Source organism: Anabaena sp. UHCC 0253 (assembly GCF_009712085.1).
Lineage (GTDB): Bacteria > Cyanobacteriota > Cyanobacteriia > Cyanobacteriales > Nostocaceae > Dolichospermum.
Genome location: NZ_VILD01000003.1, coordinates 599082 through 616725, shown reverse-complemented (window position 1 = coordinate 616725; position 17644 = coordinate 599082). Strand labels below are relative to the sequence as shown.

General features: G+C 37.4%; 15 protein-coding genes. 9 read left to right on the top strand and 6 right to left on the bottom strand.

Annotation, left to right across the window (positions count from 1 at the left end):
• The 7 genes from FJR38_RS10965 to FJR38_RS10935 all read left to right on the top strand — a co-directional run.
• Positions 1 to 1399: hypothetical protein (locus FJR38_RS10965; RefSeq protein ID WP_217360003.1), on the top strand; the 1399-nt coding region annotated here is incomplete at its 5' end.
• A 46-nt stretch (positions 1400 to 1445) separates the two neighbouring features.
• A complete protein-coding gene (locus FJR38_RS10960) occupies positions 1446 to 1967 on the top strand; it encodes a hypothetical protein (protein ID WP_168536980.1) in 522 nt (173 codons plus the stop codon).
• A gap of 53 nt (positions 1968 to 2020) precedes the next feature.
• Positions 2021 to 3787 carry a VgrG-related protein gene (locus FJR38_RS10955; protein WP_168536978.1) on the top strand — a complete coding sequence of 589 codons (1767 nt, stop codon included), beginning with the start codon at positions 2021 to 2023 and terminating at the stop codon, positions 3785 to 3787.
• A gap of 16 nt (positions 3788 to 3803) precedes the next feature.
• Positions 3804 to 4298: a PAAR domain-containing protein gene (locus FJR38_RS10950; RefSeq protein ID WP_168536976.1), complete on the top strand. Its 495-nt coding sequence runs from the start codon at positions 3804 to 3806 to the stop codon at positions 4296 to 4298.
• A 21-nt stretch (positions 4299 to 4319) separates the two neighbouring features.
• Positions 4320 to 4529, top strand: a complete 210-nt coding sequence (locus FJR38_RS10945; protein WP_168495833.1) for a Nif11-like leader peptide family natural product precursor — start codon at positions 4320 to 4322, stop codon at positions 4527 to 4529.
• A gap of 183 nt (positions 4530 to 4712) precedes the next feature.
• Entirely contained in the window at positions 4713 to 7061 is a 2349-nt protein-coding gene (locus FJR38_RS10940) for a ShlB/FhaC/HecB family hemolysin secretion/activation protein (RefSeq protein WP_168536974.1), read from the top strand.
• Positions 7062 to 7285: 224 nt separating this feature from the next.
• Positions 7286 to 8128: a lysophospholipid acyltransferase family protein gene (locus FJR38_RS10935; RefSeq protein WP_168536972.1), complete on the top strand. Its 843-nt coding sequence runs from the start codon at positions 7286 to 7288 to the stop codon at positions 8126 to 8128.
• A gap of 33 nt (positions 8129 to 8161) precedes the next feature.
• On the opposite strand, the gene FJR38_RS10930 is transcribed toward FJR38_RS10935, so the two are convergent.
• Genes FJR38_RS10930 through FJR38_RS10920 form a run of 3 tightly spaced genes read right to left on the bottom strand, consistent with a single transcriptional unit; the run spans position 8162 to position 11425 of the window.
• Positions 8162 to 8887 (bottom strand): DevA family ABC transporter ATP-binding protein, encoded by a 726-nt coding sequence (locus FJR38_RS10930; protein ID WP_168536970.1) that lies wholly within the window; start codon positions 8885 to 8887, stop codon positions 8162 to 8164.
• 55 nt (positions 8888 to 8942) lie between these two features.
• Positions 8943 to 10124, bottom strand: coding sequence for an ABC transporter permease DevC (gene devC / locus FJR38_RS10925; protein WP_168495825.1), 1182 nt, complete (start codon positions 10122 to 10124; stop codon positions 8943 to 8945).
• Positions 10121 to 11425: an ABC exporter membrane fusion protein gene (locus FJR38_RS10920; RefSeq protein WP_168536968.1), complete on the bottom strand. Its 1305-nt coding sequence runs from the start codon at positions 11423 to 11425 to the stop codon at positions 10121 to 10123. Before FJR38_RS10920 ends, devC begins: the two co-directional genes overlap by 4 nt.
• 115 nt (positions 11426 to 11540) lie before the next feature.
• Here FJR38_RS10920 and FJR38_RS10915 point away from each other — a divergent pair, with 115 nt between their 5' ends.
• Entirely contained in the window at positions 11541 to 12419 is an 879-nt protein-coding gene (locus tag FJR38_RS10915; protein WP_168536966.1) for a TetR/AcrR family transcriptional regulator, read from the top strand.
• A 460-nt stretch (positions 12420 to 12879) separates the two neighbouring features.
• Positions 12880 to 13953 (top strand): class II fructose-bisphosphate aldolase, encoded by a 1074-nt coding sequence (fba, locus tag FJR38_RS10910; protein ID WP_168536964.1) that lies wholly within the window; start codon positions 12880 to 12882, stop codon positions 13951 to 13953.
• 160 nt (positions 13954 to 14113) lie between these two features.
• Here fba and FJR38_RS28430 read toward each other — a convergent pair whose 3' ends face one another.
• From FJR38_RS28430 to FJR38_RS10895, 3 genes are all read right to left on the bottom strand, one after another.
• Positions 14114 to 14938: a PEP-CTERM sorting domain-containing protein gene (locus FJR38_RS28430; RefSeq protein ID WP_168495817.1), complete on the bottom strand. Its 825-nt coding sequence runs from the start codon at positions 14936 to 14938 to the stop codon at positions 14114 to 14116.
• 1284 nt (positions 14939 to 16222) lie between these two features.
• Positions 16223 to 17131, bottom strand: coding sequence for an alpha/beta fold hydrolase (locus FJR38_RS10900; protein ID WP_168536962.1), 909 nt, complete (start codon positions 17129 to 17131; stop codon positions 16223 to 16225).
• Positions 17132 to 17191: 60 nt separating this feature from the next.
• Complete coding sequence (locus FJR38_RS10895; RefSeq protein ID WP_168536960.1) at positions 17192 to 17626, bottom strand: SufE family protein; 435 nt, start codon at positions 17624 to 17626, stop codon at positions 17192 to 17194.
• Between the last annotated feature and the right edge of the window lie 18 nt (positions 17627 to 17644).

The following is a 17644-nucleotide window of genomic DNA, read 5'->3' as shown; positions in this document are numbered from 1 at the left end:
ATCCAACTCTGAAGTAGCAAATATCCAAACTTTTACAGAACCAGAAAAAACCGATATTCAACCTTTCTCAGAAACACCAAACTCTGAAGTAGTAAATATCCAAACTTTCTCAGAACCAGAAAAAACCAATATTCAACCTTTCTCGAAAACACCAAATTCTGAAATAGAGAATATCCAAACTTTTGCAGAAACACCAAATTCTGAAATAGAGAATATTCAAACTTTCTCGGAAACATCCAACTCTGAAGTAGCAAATATCCAAACTTTTACAGAACCACAAAAAACCGATATCCAGACTTTTGCAGAAACATCAAACTCTGAAGTAGCAAATATCCAAACTTTCTCAGAACCAGAAAAAACCGATATTCAAACTTTCTCGGAAATACCAAACTCTGAATTAGCAAATATCCAGACTTTTTCAGAACCAGAAAAAAGGGATATTCAAACTTTCTCGGAAATACCAAACTCTGAATTAGCAAATATCCAGACTTTTGCAGAAATACCTAATTCTGAAATAGAGAATATTCAACCTTTCTCAGATACACCAAATTCTGAAGTAGCAAATATCCAGACTTTTGCAGAACCTGAAAAAACAGATATTCAGACTTTCGCAGAAACACCTAATAATGAATTACAACAAATTCCTGCATTATCTACAACCATAGAAAGTCTTGTTTCTACAAAACCACTAGGTTTATCAAAACCCATGATTCAAAAAAGTAACATAATTGGATCTAATACAATCTCTAAATTTAGTCGGGGAATAATTAGCAATATACAAAACAAAAGAGAAGGACAAACTTCCTATTTTCCAGAAAATAATGTACTCGATAGTTCAACAAATAACATCCCAAATATTCGAGAAAATAGTACCACTCCACCATTTAGGCTACAAAGAAAATCAGAAAATAGGAATCAGCAACATAATCAACCATTACAATCATCCGTAAATAGCACAGAAATACCCAATTCTTGGTCAAGTATTGACGAACTTATGGGTAATAGTCACTCTATATCTAATCAAATTCATACTACCGAACCCAGTATACAGATGTCTTCCTTCTCTGCTAAAGAAAAAGAAAACTTTGATTCAGGAATATCAGATAATTTAACAAATACTAACACAGAATATTATAATAGTGACTATAGTAATACTCGTAATAGTCATGGTATAGAATCTTTGATCCAGATGGCCTCAGCCACAGTGGGACAAGAGACAAGTACGAATCAAGCAGTATCATCTGTTGATAGCTCTAGCACAGCAGAATCTCAAACACATTCAGATCATAAAGACGATAATGAAGACTCAAAAAACCTAGAAATATTAGCAAGAGAGATATATGGTTTTATCCGACAGCGTTTAGAAATAGAGAGAGAAAGAAGTCGAAATTACTATTAATTATTAGACAATATCCACTTGCATAAAATATACACCAACAACTAATATGGCAACTCCAATTAAAGCTAAACTTCTATCTATTGACACTGGTTATCATATCGAATTTATGTTCAATCCAAATCAGCTAGATTTTAGTCGTAGTATTAGTTTAGAACAATCTCCTGGTGCGCGGACTGAGGAAGGAATGAACAAAACTAGTTTTAAGCATCCTAATCCTTATACATTGACTATTAGTAACATTCTCATAGATAGATATGAAAGTGGTGAAACTGTTATTAAAGACATAGAAGCATTTAAAAAATCTGTCGAATTCGGTGTAGAAATAGATGGTGTAAAACGACCTCCTCTTTATTTATTTACTTGGGGAGGTCAAAATTATTTGAAATGCTTTGTCAAAACCTTAAAATATAAATTAACTATGTTTAATGCCAATGGTTTACCAGTGAGAGCATTTGTGGATTTAACCTTAGAAGAAATAGATTTATCTAGTAAAAAAGGACCAGGAGGTACACCAAATCCTACCCCAGATCAGAAAAAACAAGATAATCGTAATAGCAGAACAAACTAAGAAATAAAATCATTGATCGATCTAGACCATTATCCAATCTACAGTAAAATACTATGACAGCTAGTTATACATCTAAACCAATTTTAAAAATTGATGGAGCATCTGCTTCACCGGAATTAATGGAAGATATTCTGCAAATTTCAGTTGAAGAAAGTTTACATTTACCAGGAATGTTTACTTTAGTCATTAATAATCCTTATCTATCAGGACGTGAAAGTACAGAACCAGCAGGGAAACATCAAAAGTTGTTTGAAATTGGTAAAAAAATCAAAATAGGATTTAGTTCTGCTACTACAGATCAGTTTCCAGATCGGACTCAAGGTTATCTTATAGATGGGGAAATTACAGCAATGGAGACACACTTTACCAGTGGTTCTCAAGCCCCAATTATCATTCGAGGATATGATATTTCCCACCGATTACATCGGGGACGCTATAATCGGTCATTTCAAGATATGACAGACACAGATATTATTAATAAGATTACTCAAGAAGTAGGTATACCCAGTGGTACTATCGATCAAACTGGGATTACACATAAATACATTTTCCAAGAAAACCAAACTAATATGGAGTTTTTAAAAGAAAGGGCAGTTCGCAATGGATTTGAATTTTTTGTCCAGGACGGAAAACTGAACTTTCGTAAACCAAAAAGTGATGGGGAAATATCACTTAAATGGTTAGAGGATTTGGAAAGTTTTCGAGTCAGAGTTAGTAGTAGTCAACAAGTCAAAGAAGTAGAAGTTCGTGGTTGGGACTACATGAAAAAACTACCTATTGTCGAAACTGTTAATGCAGAAAAAGTTTTTACAGAGACAGATCATGGTAAAGGTAGTAAAAAAAGTACAGCTTTTAATAGCGCACCTAAAATGATTGTTGTCGATCAACCTGTATTCGCTTCTGGAGAAGCAAAGAAGATTGCTCAAGGTCTATTTGATGAATTAGGTGGTGAATTTGTTCATGCTGATGCTAGAGCATTAGGAAACCCCAAGATTCGTCCTGGGCAAGTAGTAAAACTAGAAGGTATGGGAAAATATAGTGGTAAATATTATGTGACTGAAACTCGCCACCTTTATGATGAAAGAGTATATACAACAGAGTTTAGTATTAGAGGGTTACGTGGTGGTGATCTCTTGTCTATTTTATCCCCAGCGACTCACCTTCAACCTGGACAGACTCTTTTAGTAGGAATAGTTAGTAATAATAAAGATCCTGAAGGATTGGGTAGAGTTAAGGTAAAATTGCCCACTCTTACAGAAGATCACGAAAGTAATTGGGCAAGAATAGTTGGACATGGAATAGGTCCAGATCGAGGCAATGACTGTTTGCCAGAAATTAATGATGAAGTATTAGTAGGATTTGAACATGGCGATATTCATCGTCCTTATGTATTAGGTGGAGTCTGGAACGGTAAAGATAAACCACCTGAAAAGATAGATGATACAGTTGTAGGTGGTAAAGTCAGACTACGAACATTTAAAACTCGGACTGGTCATAAAATGCAATTTGTAGAAGAAGCAAAAGGTGCAGTCAAAGCTGGTTTTGAGGTTAAGACAGCTAAGGGTCATAAAATCAACATTAATGATACAGAAGAATGTGTGACAATTACCACTAATGGCAATCATAAAATAATATTAGATGATAAAAATAGGAAAATTGAAATTAAATCTAGTGGTGGTCATAGCTATGTTTTGGATGATAGCTCAAGGAGTATTAGCATGAAATCAGCAGGTAGCATAAAACTTGATGCTACAACTACTATTGATATTAATGCTAATGCTAGTATTTCCATTAAAGGTGCTGTAATTAAACTCAATTAAAACAAAGGAAATTTCTATGGGTAAACCCGCAGCGAGAATAACGGATAAAGTCGCCCACCCTTTACCAGGAATGTTGACACCAGGACCTGGTAGCTTGAATGTGTTTATTGGTGGTTTACCTGCATGGAGAGGTGTCCCCCAAGCTATTGCTTCGGCTTTACAGTCTGCTAAAAAAATATCTGATACTACGATTCAAGTAGCTGAATCTGCCACTAAAGCCGCAACTGGTACACCAGGAATGCCGGCAGCTAAAGCGGCGGAGGAGGCCGCCAAGGCGGCTGCCGCTGTGAGTATGGGTAGCACTATTAGCAGTAGTGCTGCTGGTGCTGATATTCATGTCTGTATGACACCTTTACCAATCCCACCTCATGGACCTGGAGTGGTGATTGATGGTAGTGCGACAGTTTTGATTAATGGTTTACCTGCCTGTTTTCTAGGCTGTACGATTTTAGAAGCTGTTGGTCCACCAAATAAGATTGTTAATGGTTGCGCGACTGTTTTAATTGGTTAATTGTCATAGGAATTTATAGTTATGGCAAAAGAGAATGTAGTGAGACTATTTAGAAAAGTACAAATTGATGCTGATTTAAAGCAAAAACTAAACTCTGCACCTAATCTGGAAAAATTTGTGCAAATGGCTCAAGAACATGGATATGATTTTACCCTAGAAGAATGGCAAGATGTAACTAGGTTTCAAGTTGAAGAATTACAGGGGAATTTATCAGAAATTCCTGGAATTTAGTAATGTTAGGACTTATACAACTAATATGTTATAAGGTGTTTTAGACTTGATAATTTGTTAATGATTAACAGGTTTTCGATACCTAAGATATCGGCTAAAAGACATTTAGTTTAATACTTATTGTATAAGTCCTATTGTTTTATTTAAATATTGTAGCAATAATCAGAGAAACAGGGAGCTATTGTGATTAATCGGCATTTAAATACAGTTTTTCTCATACTTCCTGGACTAATAATAGTAGGCAATATTGCTGCTAGTGAAGCCAGTTCTAATAATAGTTACAATCAGATTTTTACGCCATATTTACAACAGATTAAAAATCAGTTAGAACCAGGGTTATTATTGCGTTTACCGTCGCAAGTTCCAACTATTGATATTTCAGCAGAAAAACAAAGTAATTATCGAGTAAAAGTTTCTCCTTCTTTAGTTAATCCTGGTATAACTGTTAGCATTTTTAATTGTCAATTAGAATCTCAGGCTTGTTTAGTTGGTAGTTTGTCTGTTAATTCTCCAGCTTCTCTAGGTAGTCGTGAAGAACTTAGCGAACATCAAAATAGCGGCTCAAAAATTATTCTCAAAGATAAAATTAGTGGTTATTTAGTAGCTGGTGAAAAACAAAATCCTCCTTCTGAATTTTCTTCAGTTATGTGGGAGCAGGATGGATTAATTTCTAGGATCAGATTTCGGCAAAATTCCCAAAACATTGTTGCTGTAGCTAACTCTATGGTTACAGCAGTACCAATTAATAATTTAACAAATATTCCTGATATATCTATTAATGATATAACTGCAACATCTATTGCGCCAAAATCAGAATTACCAACTAAACTACCTGATTCAACGGTACAGATTTCCGAACCAAGTCAAAATATACCAACATCAGAGGTAGAACCTCAGATATCAGAACCCAATCAAGATAGTAAAATTACTTCTGAAGATAATTCTGAATCTGCTACTGAATTTGTTGCTCCGACAACAACAGAAAAAGTAACTTCTACACCACAAACTCCAACAAAAATAGCACTTATTCCGATTCGGTTAATTAAAGTTACTGGTAATACAGTTTTTAGTGAAGATAAAATTAATCAAGAAATTCAAAAATTTGAGGGTAAAGATTTCACTCCAGAAGAGTTGGGAGAAAAATCTAAGGAAATTGCTGATACTATCAAGGAACTTTATCAAAAAAATGGGTATATTGCAACAGCAAGACCATTGCCAGATCAAACAATTAAAAATGGTGTTATTGAGATTAATGTTACTGAAACTCGGTTGGTAAAGATAGAGATACTAGGTACGGAAAGATTAAAATCTTATGTGATGAGTCGGCTACAATTAGCTACGGGAGAAACTTTCAATGCCGGCAAAATTGAAGATAAATTAAGGCTACTAAAACAAGATCCCCTTTTCACTAATGTTGAAGCAAATTTAAGTGATCCACCTGAAGATGAAAATAATCCGCAGAAACTTAATGATGGGTCAAAAATCCTGGTAGTTACAGTTAAAGAAGCACCTACTTTAGCTACTAATATAAGCGTTGATAACCAATCTCCTGCTACTATCGGTTCAGAAAAAGTAGGTGTTGGTTTTAGTTATCGTAATGTCACAGGATTGGGAGATATATTTGCAGCTAATTACAGCACTACTTTTACTGGAGGAAGTAAGGTATTAGATTTTGGATATCAAATTCCTGTGAATTCGATGAATGGTCAAGTGCAACTCAGAGCATCTTTTAATTCAACAAAAATTACTCAATCTCCATTTGATGAGTTAGATATTAAAGGAGAAAAACAGATTTATGAAATATTTTATCGTCAACCAATAGTCCGGACTTCTCAAAAAGAATTGGCTTTATCTTTAGGTTTGAGTGTTGATAATGGTCAAACTTTTACTTTTGATCAACCAACTGCTTTTGGTTTTGGGCCTAATGAAGATGGTGTCAGTCGTAGTAGTGTTATTTCATTTCGTCAAGATTATACTAGTCGTGATCTCCAAGGAGCTTGGTTTTTAGACTCAGAATTTAAGATTGGCACTGGGCTATTTAATCCTACTTCTAATAAAGAGCCTGTTCCTGATGGGTATTTTTTCAGTTGGAGTGGTCAAGTCCAACGATGGCAACAACTGAGTAAGAACAATTTATTAATTGTCAAAGCTAATTTACAACTAACTCCAGATGGGTTGTTACCTTCTCATCAGTTTATTCTTGGTGGTGGCCAATCAGTTCGTGGTTATCGGCAAAATACCCGTTCTGGTGATAATGGATTGTTTTTCTCTATTGAAAATAGAATTACTTTAAATTCGACATTTAAAGTTGCACCGTTTTTAGATTTAGGGAAAGTTTGGAATGCTTCTCAAAATCCTAATGAATTATCAAAACAAACATTTTTGATCAGTTCAGGTATAGGGCTGATTTGGCAACCTTTACCAGGGTTAAATTTACGACTTGACTATGGTTTTCCTTTTATTAATCTTGAGGATAAAAGTAATAATATTCAGGATAATGGATTTTATTTTAATATTAATTATCAACCATAAGTGCTGGCAATAATTGACAATGGACAATTAATTACAAAAAAAGGGAACAGGGAACAGATAAGAAACAAAAGTGGCTGAGTTTAAAGCTCAGTCAAGAAAAATTTGATTATGGCTGATTGAGAAAAGGCAATTTGGGCAAAAACATTGCAGAATAAAGATAGAGATATCATAAAACCGCAAAAAACGGATTGTTTTATCCGTATAAATCCTGATAAAATTCCCTGATGTTAAAACTAAAACATCCTCAAAACACTAACCTGGGATGGTCTTTGGATCAACGAGATCTAAGGTTCATCGAGTCTATGATGCCTATCCTGGGCTTGTTATATAATTGTTATTTTCGAGTCCAAACTAGTGGCTGGGAAAATGTCCCCGATGAAAAAATCTTGATTGTTGGTTCTCATAATGGCGGACTGGCATCTCCTGATACTTCTATGATGTTGTATGATTGGTTACGCCGCTTTGGTGTGAAACGACCGATTTATGGCTTGATGCACCCTAAAGTTTGGGATGTATTCCCTCCAGCAGCAGAAATGGCGATGAAGGCTGGCGCAGTGAGAGCGCATCCCAAAATGGCTTATGCTGCTTTGCGGTCTGGTGCTAGTGTCTTAGTTTATCCTGGTGGTGCGGAGGATGTCTTTCGACCTCATAGGATGCGGGATAAAATTTATTTTGCTGAACGCAGGGGGTTTATTAAGTTGGCGCTACGGGAAAATGTGCCTATTGTCCCGGCAATTTCCTGGGGGTCGCATGATACCTTGATTGTTCTAGCTGATATGTATAAAATCATGCACCAATTTCATAAAATGGGGATGCCTTGGCTGCTTGGGATTGATCCGGTGGTTTTTCCCATTTATCTGGGATTACCTTGGGGATTAGCCATTGGACCTTTGCCTAATATTCCTTTGCCTGTGTCTATCTATACAAGGGTTTGTCCCCCAATTGTGTTTGAACGCTATGGAAGAGAAGCCGCAAGCGATCGCACTTATGTTAACGAATGTTATGAGTTAGTCAAAGGTAAAATGCAGCAGGAATTGGATATTTTAATCCAACAAGCTACCTGTTAATATGACCCTGGCGGTTCTTATCACTGGGTATTTTTAAGTTCCTATACCTTGTAAAGAACCGCTTTCTTCTCTGACAAGATGGCCGTCTTCCATATAAACAATGCGGTCAGCAATATCTAAAATCCGGTTATCGTGGGTAACAAGTAAAATTGTACAACCATGCTCTTTGGCTAATTTTTGCATTAATTCTACTACATCCCGTCCCGACTGTTTATCAAGTGCGGCTGTGGGTTCATCAGCTAGGACGATTTTCGGTTGACTTACTAATGCACGAGCGATCGCAACCCGTTGTTTTTGTCCCCCTGATAAGTTATCTGGATAGTAATTAAGGCGATCTCCTAATCCTACTTCTTCTAGCATTTTTTGTGACTGCATTAACATTTCTTTTGCAGTTATTTTGGGCTGTAATTCTAAACCCATTCTCACGTTTTGGATGGCTGTTAAGCTACCATGTAAATTATGGGCTTGGAAAATATAGCCATTACTGCGTCGGGCTTGAGTTAATTGTTGGGAATTAGCGTTACATAGTTCATTACCTAATATTTGCAAATTTCCAGATTGAGCAGAACGCAATCCACCGGCTAAGGTTAATAATGTGGTTTTTCCAGATCCAGAGGGACCTGTCATGATCACAATTTCTCCTGTATTAATGGTGAGGTTGATATTAAATAATACTTGTTTTCGCAGTTTTCCAGTTCCAAAATAATGGTCAAGGTTTTGGATGAAAATTACTGGTTTTTGAGGGTTAATAGTTTGCATAATTAGGTTTTCAGGATTTTTTTGCACGCAGAGACGCAGAGGCGCAGAGAGGAGTTTAAAACATATCGGCTGGATCGGCTGATTGTAGTTTACTGGTGGCTATAGCGCCGGAAATTATACACATGATGATTGTCATTAGAAAAACCATTAATGCTCTAGCTAAGGTCATGTATATGGGTAATTTGGTGGCGTTTCTTGCTAGTTGATAAAGTCCTATTGGTAATATTAATCCGGGAATGAAGCCTAATGCTGCTAAAATTATGGCTTCTTCAAAAATTACGCCTAATAAATATGAGTTTTGATATCCCATGGCTTTAAATGTGGCGTATTCTTTGAGATGGGAATTTACGTCTGTGGAGAGAACTTGATAAACAATGATCACACCGACAATAAATCCCATTGATACGCCTAATGTGAAAATAAAGCCGATGGGACTTTCTTTTTTCCAATATGCTTCTTCAAATTTGATAAATTCTTGGCGGGTGAAAACTTTTACATCTTGATTATCTTGGAGATGGGATTTTAATGCTGCTGCTACTTGTTCTGGTTCATATCCTGGTTGAATATAAATTAAGCCAAGGTTGATACTTCCTGCTTTGCGTCTAGGAAAGATCCGTAGAAAGTTTTCATCACTAGAAATTATTGTTCCATCAGCCCCAAATGATGCTCCTAATTTAAATAAACCACTAATATTAATTGTCCGTTTATCTATTTCTGTGGTGACAATTTGACCTGCATCTATTTGACTCAAAATTTGAGCATAATCTCCTCTCGCACCACGATCAAAAAGAAAATGATCGGGTAATTTAATTTTATCTAATTGGGTGTTGATTTCTGGTATATTTAATACAGGTTGTTCGGGATTAAAAGCGATCGCTTGAACTGTGGTTTTGCGTCTCGTTTGGGGATTTTTCCAAGTAACTAAACCGATATACATGGAGTCAGCAGATTTGACACCAGGGACATCAGCAGCTTGATATAACCTTCTGCGGGAAAAGGTGGACATATTTTGCATATTTCGGCTTTGCGGACTGATCAAAACGATGTCTGCAAGCACAGCCCGGTTTAAGGTGGTATTGCTGTCATACAAGGCATTTTGAAAGCCAAGCTGCATAAAAATTAGCACATCTGCAAAGGCAATTCCCGATATAGCAACTAATAAGCGACTTCTACTATGGTTAAGTTGCAACCATCCCAGCGGTGTGCGTCTTTGGATTGCTTGAATAAATCCTATCATAGTGAAATTACCGCCTTAACTTGCAAATTGGTAAATTTTGCTGCTTTCTTGCTTGAGGCTTCATCTAGCTGGACATGAACTTCTACTACTCTAGAATCAATATTTTCACTAGGATCAGAATTGATAATATTTTGCCGTTGCACTTTCCAGCCAACCCAATCTACTTTTCCCTGTAATTCTCCAGTCAGGGAGTTACTAGATATTTTTACCTCTTGTTGGGGACGGATTTTACTAACATCACTTTGGTAAACTTCAACTACTGCATACATCTGATTTATTTGCCCAAGTTCGACAATGCCGTTATTGGATACTACTTCACCTGCACGGGTATAAATGTCAAAAACTACACCATTTTGAGGTGCTTTAACATAAGTTTGATCTAAATTCGCTTTTGCTTGTTGGGCTGCGGCCATAGCACGGTTAACTTCAGCTTTGGCTGCGGCTATGTCTACTGGACGCACTTCGGCTATTTTATTTAATGTGGCTTGAGCAGAAATGACTTGTTTGCTACCTGTGGCATTAATTCGGGTGAGGGCAGTTTTAGCTTCACTAATTTGCTTGCGTCCCGTGCTATCAATGCGGTTGAGGTTAGCTCTAGCTTCGCTCAATTGTTGGGTTATGGTATCAACACTGAGACGTTTACTATCAAATAATGACTGAGAAATTGCCCCATCTTGGTAAAGTTGCTGATAGCGTTGCCATTCTACTTGAGCATTTTTCAGTTCTGCTTGTAGTTTATTAATTGTAGCCTGTTGGGCGCTTGTTTCTCCTTGCCATTGCGCTTCTAATCTCGCAACCGTTTGTCTTTGTCCAGATTCATCTCCGAGTTTTTGCGCTTCTATTCTGGCAATATCGGCTTTTTGGGCTTCTATTTCACCTGTTTTCGCTCCTTGTTGGACTTTTTCTAAGTTTACCTGGGCAACTTTCACTGCGGCTTGGGCTTCTTGAAAAGCGGCTTGGAGACGGGGACGATTATCTAAAATGGCGATGATTTGCCCTGCTTTAATGTTATCCCCTTCTTTGACTAAAAGTGTCTCTACTCGGCTACCTTGACTAGATGTAGGTGCAGAAAGTTTAATGACTTTTCCTTTGGGTTCGATTCTCCCTAATGCTGTCACCGTCTTAATTTGCGGTGTAGTTATTTGGGCAGCTTGGATTACAGTATTTTGGGATTGGACTTGTGAAAATCTATACCCTTTGATTCCTAGAATTGTCATAATTATAGCTGTTGTCAGCATCATCAATTGCCGGGAACTAGGTTTCCAGAATGCGGAATCTTTAGCTGTTATATCACGCACCATAAGTTTTCCCCTATGATTTAAAATGGGAAGTAAACTAATCAGTTTAGTTATACAACTAAACTAAACCGTCCATTACAATCTTGTCAAGAGTTATTACCAAAATAATTAATCTTATATGCGAAAAAAGAATAAGGAAGTTGAAGAAATTCCTGTAGAAAGATTGCTGTTAGTAGAAAAAGTTGATGCTATCTTGGCTGGTGCAATGCAGGAATTTTTGGCAAATGGTTACGCAGCGACAACGATGGATAAGGTGACAGCAGCCGCAGGAGTGTCGAAAACAACGGTATATAGCTACTTTCAAGATAAGGAAGGATTATTTACGGCGCTGATTGAAAAATTAGTGCAGAAAAAATATTTGGCAGTTTTTAACCCCCAAGATCCGCAATTTCTCGCAGGAGAACCGGAGATAGTTCTGCGGCGGATTGCTAACAATATTTTAAATAATATTGGTTGTTCACAGGAATTATTGAGTTTTGTAAGGTTGATTATTGCCGAATCTGGGCGTTTTCCCTCACTAGCGCAGGTTTTTGTTCGCAATGTAGATAAAACTGGTTTAGATACAATTACCCAATATTTTGCGGCGCATCCAGAATTGCAATTACCTGATGCAGCGGTGGCTGCAAGGATTTTTATGGGTACTTTGGTGCATTTTAAGATTATTCAAGATATGTTGCATGGTCGAGATATTTTACCAATGGAGAGCGATCGCTTGATTGATAATCTAGTTAATTTAATCACCAGTAATAAAATAGATATACATGGTGATAAGTATTCAGGAACAAGGCATAAATCACCCAGACGTAAGCGGACACCAGGGGGCAAATTTGAGGCTGATTATGGTTCTGAGTCTAAAAAGTTGCGGTCTATCCGGCTTACAGATACCGCTTGGGCAAAGTTGGATGAATTAGCAGCAACAAATAATTTAACTCGCAGCGAGATGATTGAAATCTTTGCCCGTCAAGGATTTGGGGATAGTCAGGAATCGGCAGAATAGTATTGTATATACATGGTTGGAATTATGGGAATTGAGGTAAGAGCGATCGCACCTAAAAAGAATAAATTTCAGTACCTAATATGCAAAATCTAGACAAAACCATCTTTTACATTTTGGATCATCTAGCGATCGCCCATCATCGCCCAAAAATCACCTTTCCATACATGAAACTCATCCGCCATATTTAGTTATTCCTGTCAATGCGTAAGTCCTAACTCTGTATCTAAACTTACTAAAACCACTTAGCTAACAGTAGTAAAAATAACGGCAATACTGACAAACCATAGATTATCTTGATATGGTAAGCCTGCAAAGTTTTTAAACATAAGCACCCGCTACTGGTTATAATTTCCTATAAGAAGTTGAAAAAACTCTTAAGATTAGCGTAAAAATTACATTAAAATAAAGATTACGCTTCTATTAAACTGACTAGCTGATACCCAAATTAGGAGGAATATATATGGCGCTTGTACCAATGCGGTTGCTTTTGGATCACGCTGCTGAAAACGGTTACGGCATTCCAGCTTTTAACGTTAATAATTTAGAGCAGATTCAGGCAATCATGAAGGCGGCGGCTGATACAGATAGCCCCGTAATCTTACAAGCTTCTCGCGGCGCTCGTAACTATGCAGGGGAAAACTTCCTCCGTCACCTGATTTTGGCTGCGGTAGAAACCTATCCAGAGATTCCCATTGTCATGCACCAAGATCATGGTAATGCTCCTTCTACCTGCTACTCAGCAATTAAGAACAACTTCACCAGCGTCATGATGGACGGTTCTTTGGAAGCTGACGCTAAAACCCCAGCAAGTTTTGAGTATAACGTTAAAGTTACCAGCGAAGTAGTGAATGTAGCTCACTCTTTGGGTGTGAGTGTTGAAGGTGAACTCGGTTGCTTAGGTTCTTTAGAAACCGGCGCTGGCGAAGCTGAAGATGGTCACGGTTTTGAAGGTACACTAGACCATTCTCAACTGTTAACTGACCCTGATGAAGCTGTTAGCTTCGTAGAAGCAACTCAAGTAGATGCTTTGGCTGTTGCTATCGGTACTAGCCACGGTGCTTATAAGTTTACCCGCAAACCCACTGGTGAAATTTTGGCTATCAGCCGCATTGAAGAAATTCACCGCCGTCTACCTAACACCCACTTGGTAATGCACGGTTCTTCTTCTGTACCTGAAGATTTGATTGCACTGATTAACCAATTTGGTGGTGCTATCCCTGAAACCTACGGTGTACCTGTAGAAGAAATTCAAAAAGGTATCAAGAGTGGTGTTCGTAAAGTAAATATTGACACCGATAACCGTTTGGCTATCACCGCTGCTGTGCGTGAAGCTTTGGCTGCTAATCCCAAGGAATTCGATCCTCGTCACTTCCTCAAGCCTTCTATTAAATATATGCAAAAGGTTTGTGCTGACCGTTATGTACAATTTGGTACTGCTGGTAACGCAAGCAAAATTAAGCAAGTTTCTTTAGAAGATTTTGCTGCTAAGTATGCTAAAGGCGAATTGGTAATGAGAGCGGCTGCTAAAGTTTAATCTTTCTCAGCAATAAATTAGGGTATAGCTAGACTATACCTTGACAACAAAAACCGGGGGCATTTCAGTTCCCGGTTTTTTGTTGTTGTAAAATAGGTGAATTTTTGGCTTCCTCAGTTGTAGTAACTGGCGCGAAATAGAGGAATAGGAGATTGGACGATTATGCTTTTACCGTCGCTTGTTGTTGCTGCTTACGTTTAAGCAAAGAACCTGCACCTATTGCACCAAAGGCAAACAAACCTAATACAGAAGCAGGTTCAGGTACAGAAGTGCTTGGTCCTGTTGATGGCAGTGATGCAGAACCAAATATCTGACTAGAAATACCAGTAACATTTTGATTAAATGTACCTGATCCTGTTGTTGGATTAATAACTATCTGCTGTCTATTAGCAGTGTAACCATATAAAGTCCCATCGTCATCAAAAGCTAAACCATAGACATCACCAAAACCAATATCTCCAATCTTGTTAGCTATACCATTTAAACCAATAGACCACAAGCTATCACCTGCTGATGTAGCTAGAAATCTATTATTTACAGGGTCGTACACTATATCACCACTGCTACTAAATCCAGAGATATTAGATACTAAAGAGGCTGCACCTGTTGAGGTATTAACGCTGTAAAACCTAGAACCACCAGTTCCATAGAGTGTGTTGCTAGTAGTAAATCCTAGCCCATTCATATTTGATACACCCAAATTACCAATTAGTGAGGATGTACTTGTGGTTTGGTTAACTTTATACAGTTGACTAAAAGTCACCCCAAAAATCTCTTCTGAATTAGATAAAGCTATATCAGTAAATACTGGACCACTAGCAATTTGAGTAAATACTCCTGTTGCTTGATCTACAGTACCAACTTTCCCGTCGTTAGTAGAAACGAAAAAAGAAGTGGCCTGTGCTGCATTTGATGTTCCTAAACCAAGGACTGTTGCTCCAATCAGACTTATTGATAACTTCTTGATCAAATTCGATATGGGCATGATTCTTATCTCCTGAAAAAGTAAATGTTGATAGTATTAAACAGGTAAAGACTACCTATCAATATATTTAGAATTCAACTACGGTAATTTTACATACCGCTGATCTGAGTACCTTAACTAACAACATATTTTCATACCAGCATCAAGCAAGGTCAAGAGTTTAAGACTATCTTCACAGAAAAAACATAATTCAATATACTGACGAATCAGTTGTAATTGCTCCAAGTCAGTGGTTTGCACCGCAATAAGACGTAAAATTTGTGTAAAGATTTGATGAAGTTAGCATGAAATTAGCGAGCAAGAGACCCACACCACAAAGCCTCTATCAGATCCAGTCTCTCCAGGACTGACGCAACTGTTACATTGGTAGGGTGCGTCAGACTGCATAAATCCTGCAAATAAACAGATTCTTGATATCTGACGCACCCTACAACAGATTTTTGGTGTGACACTTGCGTAAGTCCTACTCTAAAAAAGTGAATATTGACAGTGTAGATACTCACAAGTGCGATTCGATATAAACTTTTTATAGTTAAAAACCACCTATTAATATATTTTGAGAACTGATTGCGGTGATTTGGCCACCGAGCTTGTCTGAGTACCTTCACTGAAAATATATTTTCATACCACCATCAGCGAGGTCAATAGTTTAAGACTATCTTTACAGAAAAAACATACTTAAATATACTGATGAATCAGTTGTAATTGCTTTAAGTCAGTGGTTTGCACCGTCATAAGACGTAAAATTTGTGTAAAGATTTGATGAAGTTGGTATGAAATTAGCGAGCAAGAGACCCGCACCACAATAAATCGAGACAATTGAGGAATATTAAAAACCGATATTGCAGGTTTCTTTCTCTAAAATTTAGCTTTGTCTATTAGCTAACAGAAATACCCATCACATTCTGCTATAAATAATTTTGCAAGTTTATATTATCAGCGCGAAAACATTCCCAGGGTGTGATCTGCCACAAACACCATTTTGAGGTAATGTATGCGCTATAAACCTTATGGAAAAAAACGGACTATTTCTGTTGTAGCTGCTGTTAAATTTGTCAGCTTTACGTTTTTTTTGGAACATTAATATTTTGTGGTTTCTTTACAGGTTCTTTTCTGATCTCTTATGTTACATCCAGCTTAAACACTATTCACCCTACATCAATTCCTGGCATTAAAGACCAGGAAAACTGTGAAGCAACAGATAGAGTTTGGCGTGATAATAAATGTTGGGATTATGAACATAATCCCGCATTTTAAATTATTGCAATTGATACTTTTTGCTTTTTAAACAACCTTTAAAAATGGCAATATAGCTTCAAAAACTTCCACGGGGAATTCTTCATGGAGTCCTAGAGAACCGGGAACAACTACACTGTCTACATTTGGTAAAGCTGCTAATGCGTCCATTTCTTGGCGTGATTTGGGAGGACTAGATGCGCCAAGGATAGCCATAATGGGTATAGACAAGGATTGAACTAGAGAGAGAAATTCAGATTGAGTCCGAAATGTGTCTATATTACCTGTCACAAAAGCCGCTGAAGCAAATCTCGCCCCCGGTTGCTGGGTACTTTGCCATTTTTTAGTGATAAAATTGGGTGTAAGTTTTGCCATATTCGTAAAAACGTGACGACTATACATCCAACTTAAAAATGATGGAGTAGTGTTGAGTTTATACAGTAATTGACCAATAATGGGAAATCTAATTATTCCCCTTACCATAGCTGCAATTTGCTGACTTGCGCCCATTGTTGGTAAAGGACCTCGCCAAGTTGGTGCGAGTAAGACAATTTTGGCAAATATCTGCGGTTCTTTCAACGCCAACTGGAGAATATAACCAGCAGCGTGGCCAGCACCAATTACGGAAACTGCCGTATTAAACACAGATTTCGTAAAATCTGCTAAAAATCGCTGATATATGACTGGTCTATAATCTAAACTGAGTCGAGAAGATTCACCAAACCCAGGCCAGTCTATAACAGTGACTTGAAAATGGGGTGCAAGTAATTCTGCTAACTCTCCCATTTCTTCCCTTGTAGAAACGCTGCTAAAAGCCGGTAATAGCAAAATTGGTGAACCTTGACCAATAGTTTCATAAACCACTCGTAACTGTTGGTTTTCCCATTGCCAAAAATATTCCTGTACTTTACCACCAAATGCACCAGCAGCAGGATTTGTTAATAAATTAGTAGACATCTGATTAAGTTTGTCATAAAACAACTTTACCCATGCTCTAATCCCTAATCTCCTAATCTCTTAACTTTCTAACTTACATTCCAAAGCTTTTTTCTGCATAGTTTTAAAAATGTTGTAAAAACCATTAGCGCGAGAAGGTGTCAAACTCACATTTAAACCAGTTTCTTGAATAAAATCAGGAGTAAGTTGGACTATTTCTGTAGGTGTTGATCCATTTAATCCTTCGATCAATAATGCTAATAATCCCTTAGTTAGTTGGGAATCAGAATCACCCTGAAACATCACTTTACCATCTTCTAATGAAGCTGTAACAAATACCTGAGAAACGCAACCAGGAACTTTGTTTTCTGGCAGTTTCTCAGCTTCTGGAAATGCTTGTAGCTTCTGAGCATACCATATTAACTGCTCATAGCGTCTTTTTGGTTCTGTAGCCCGTTGAAAGCGTTGGACAATTTTATTTAATGCGGGTGGTAAGGAATCAAGAGTTGAGGACATGATCAATTCAGGAAATAA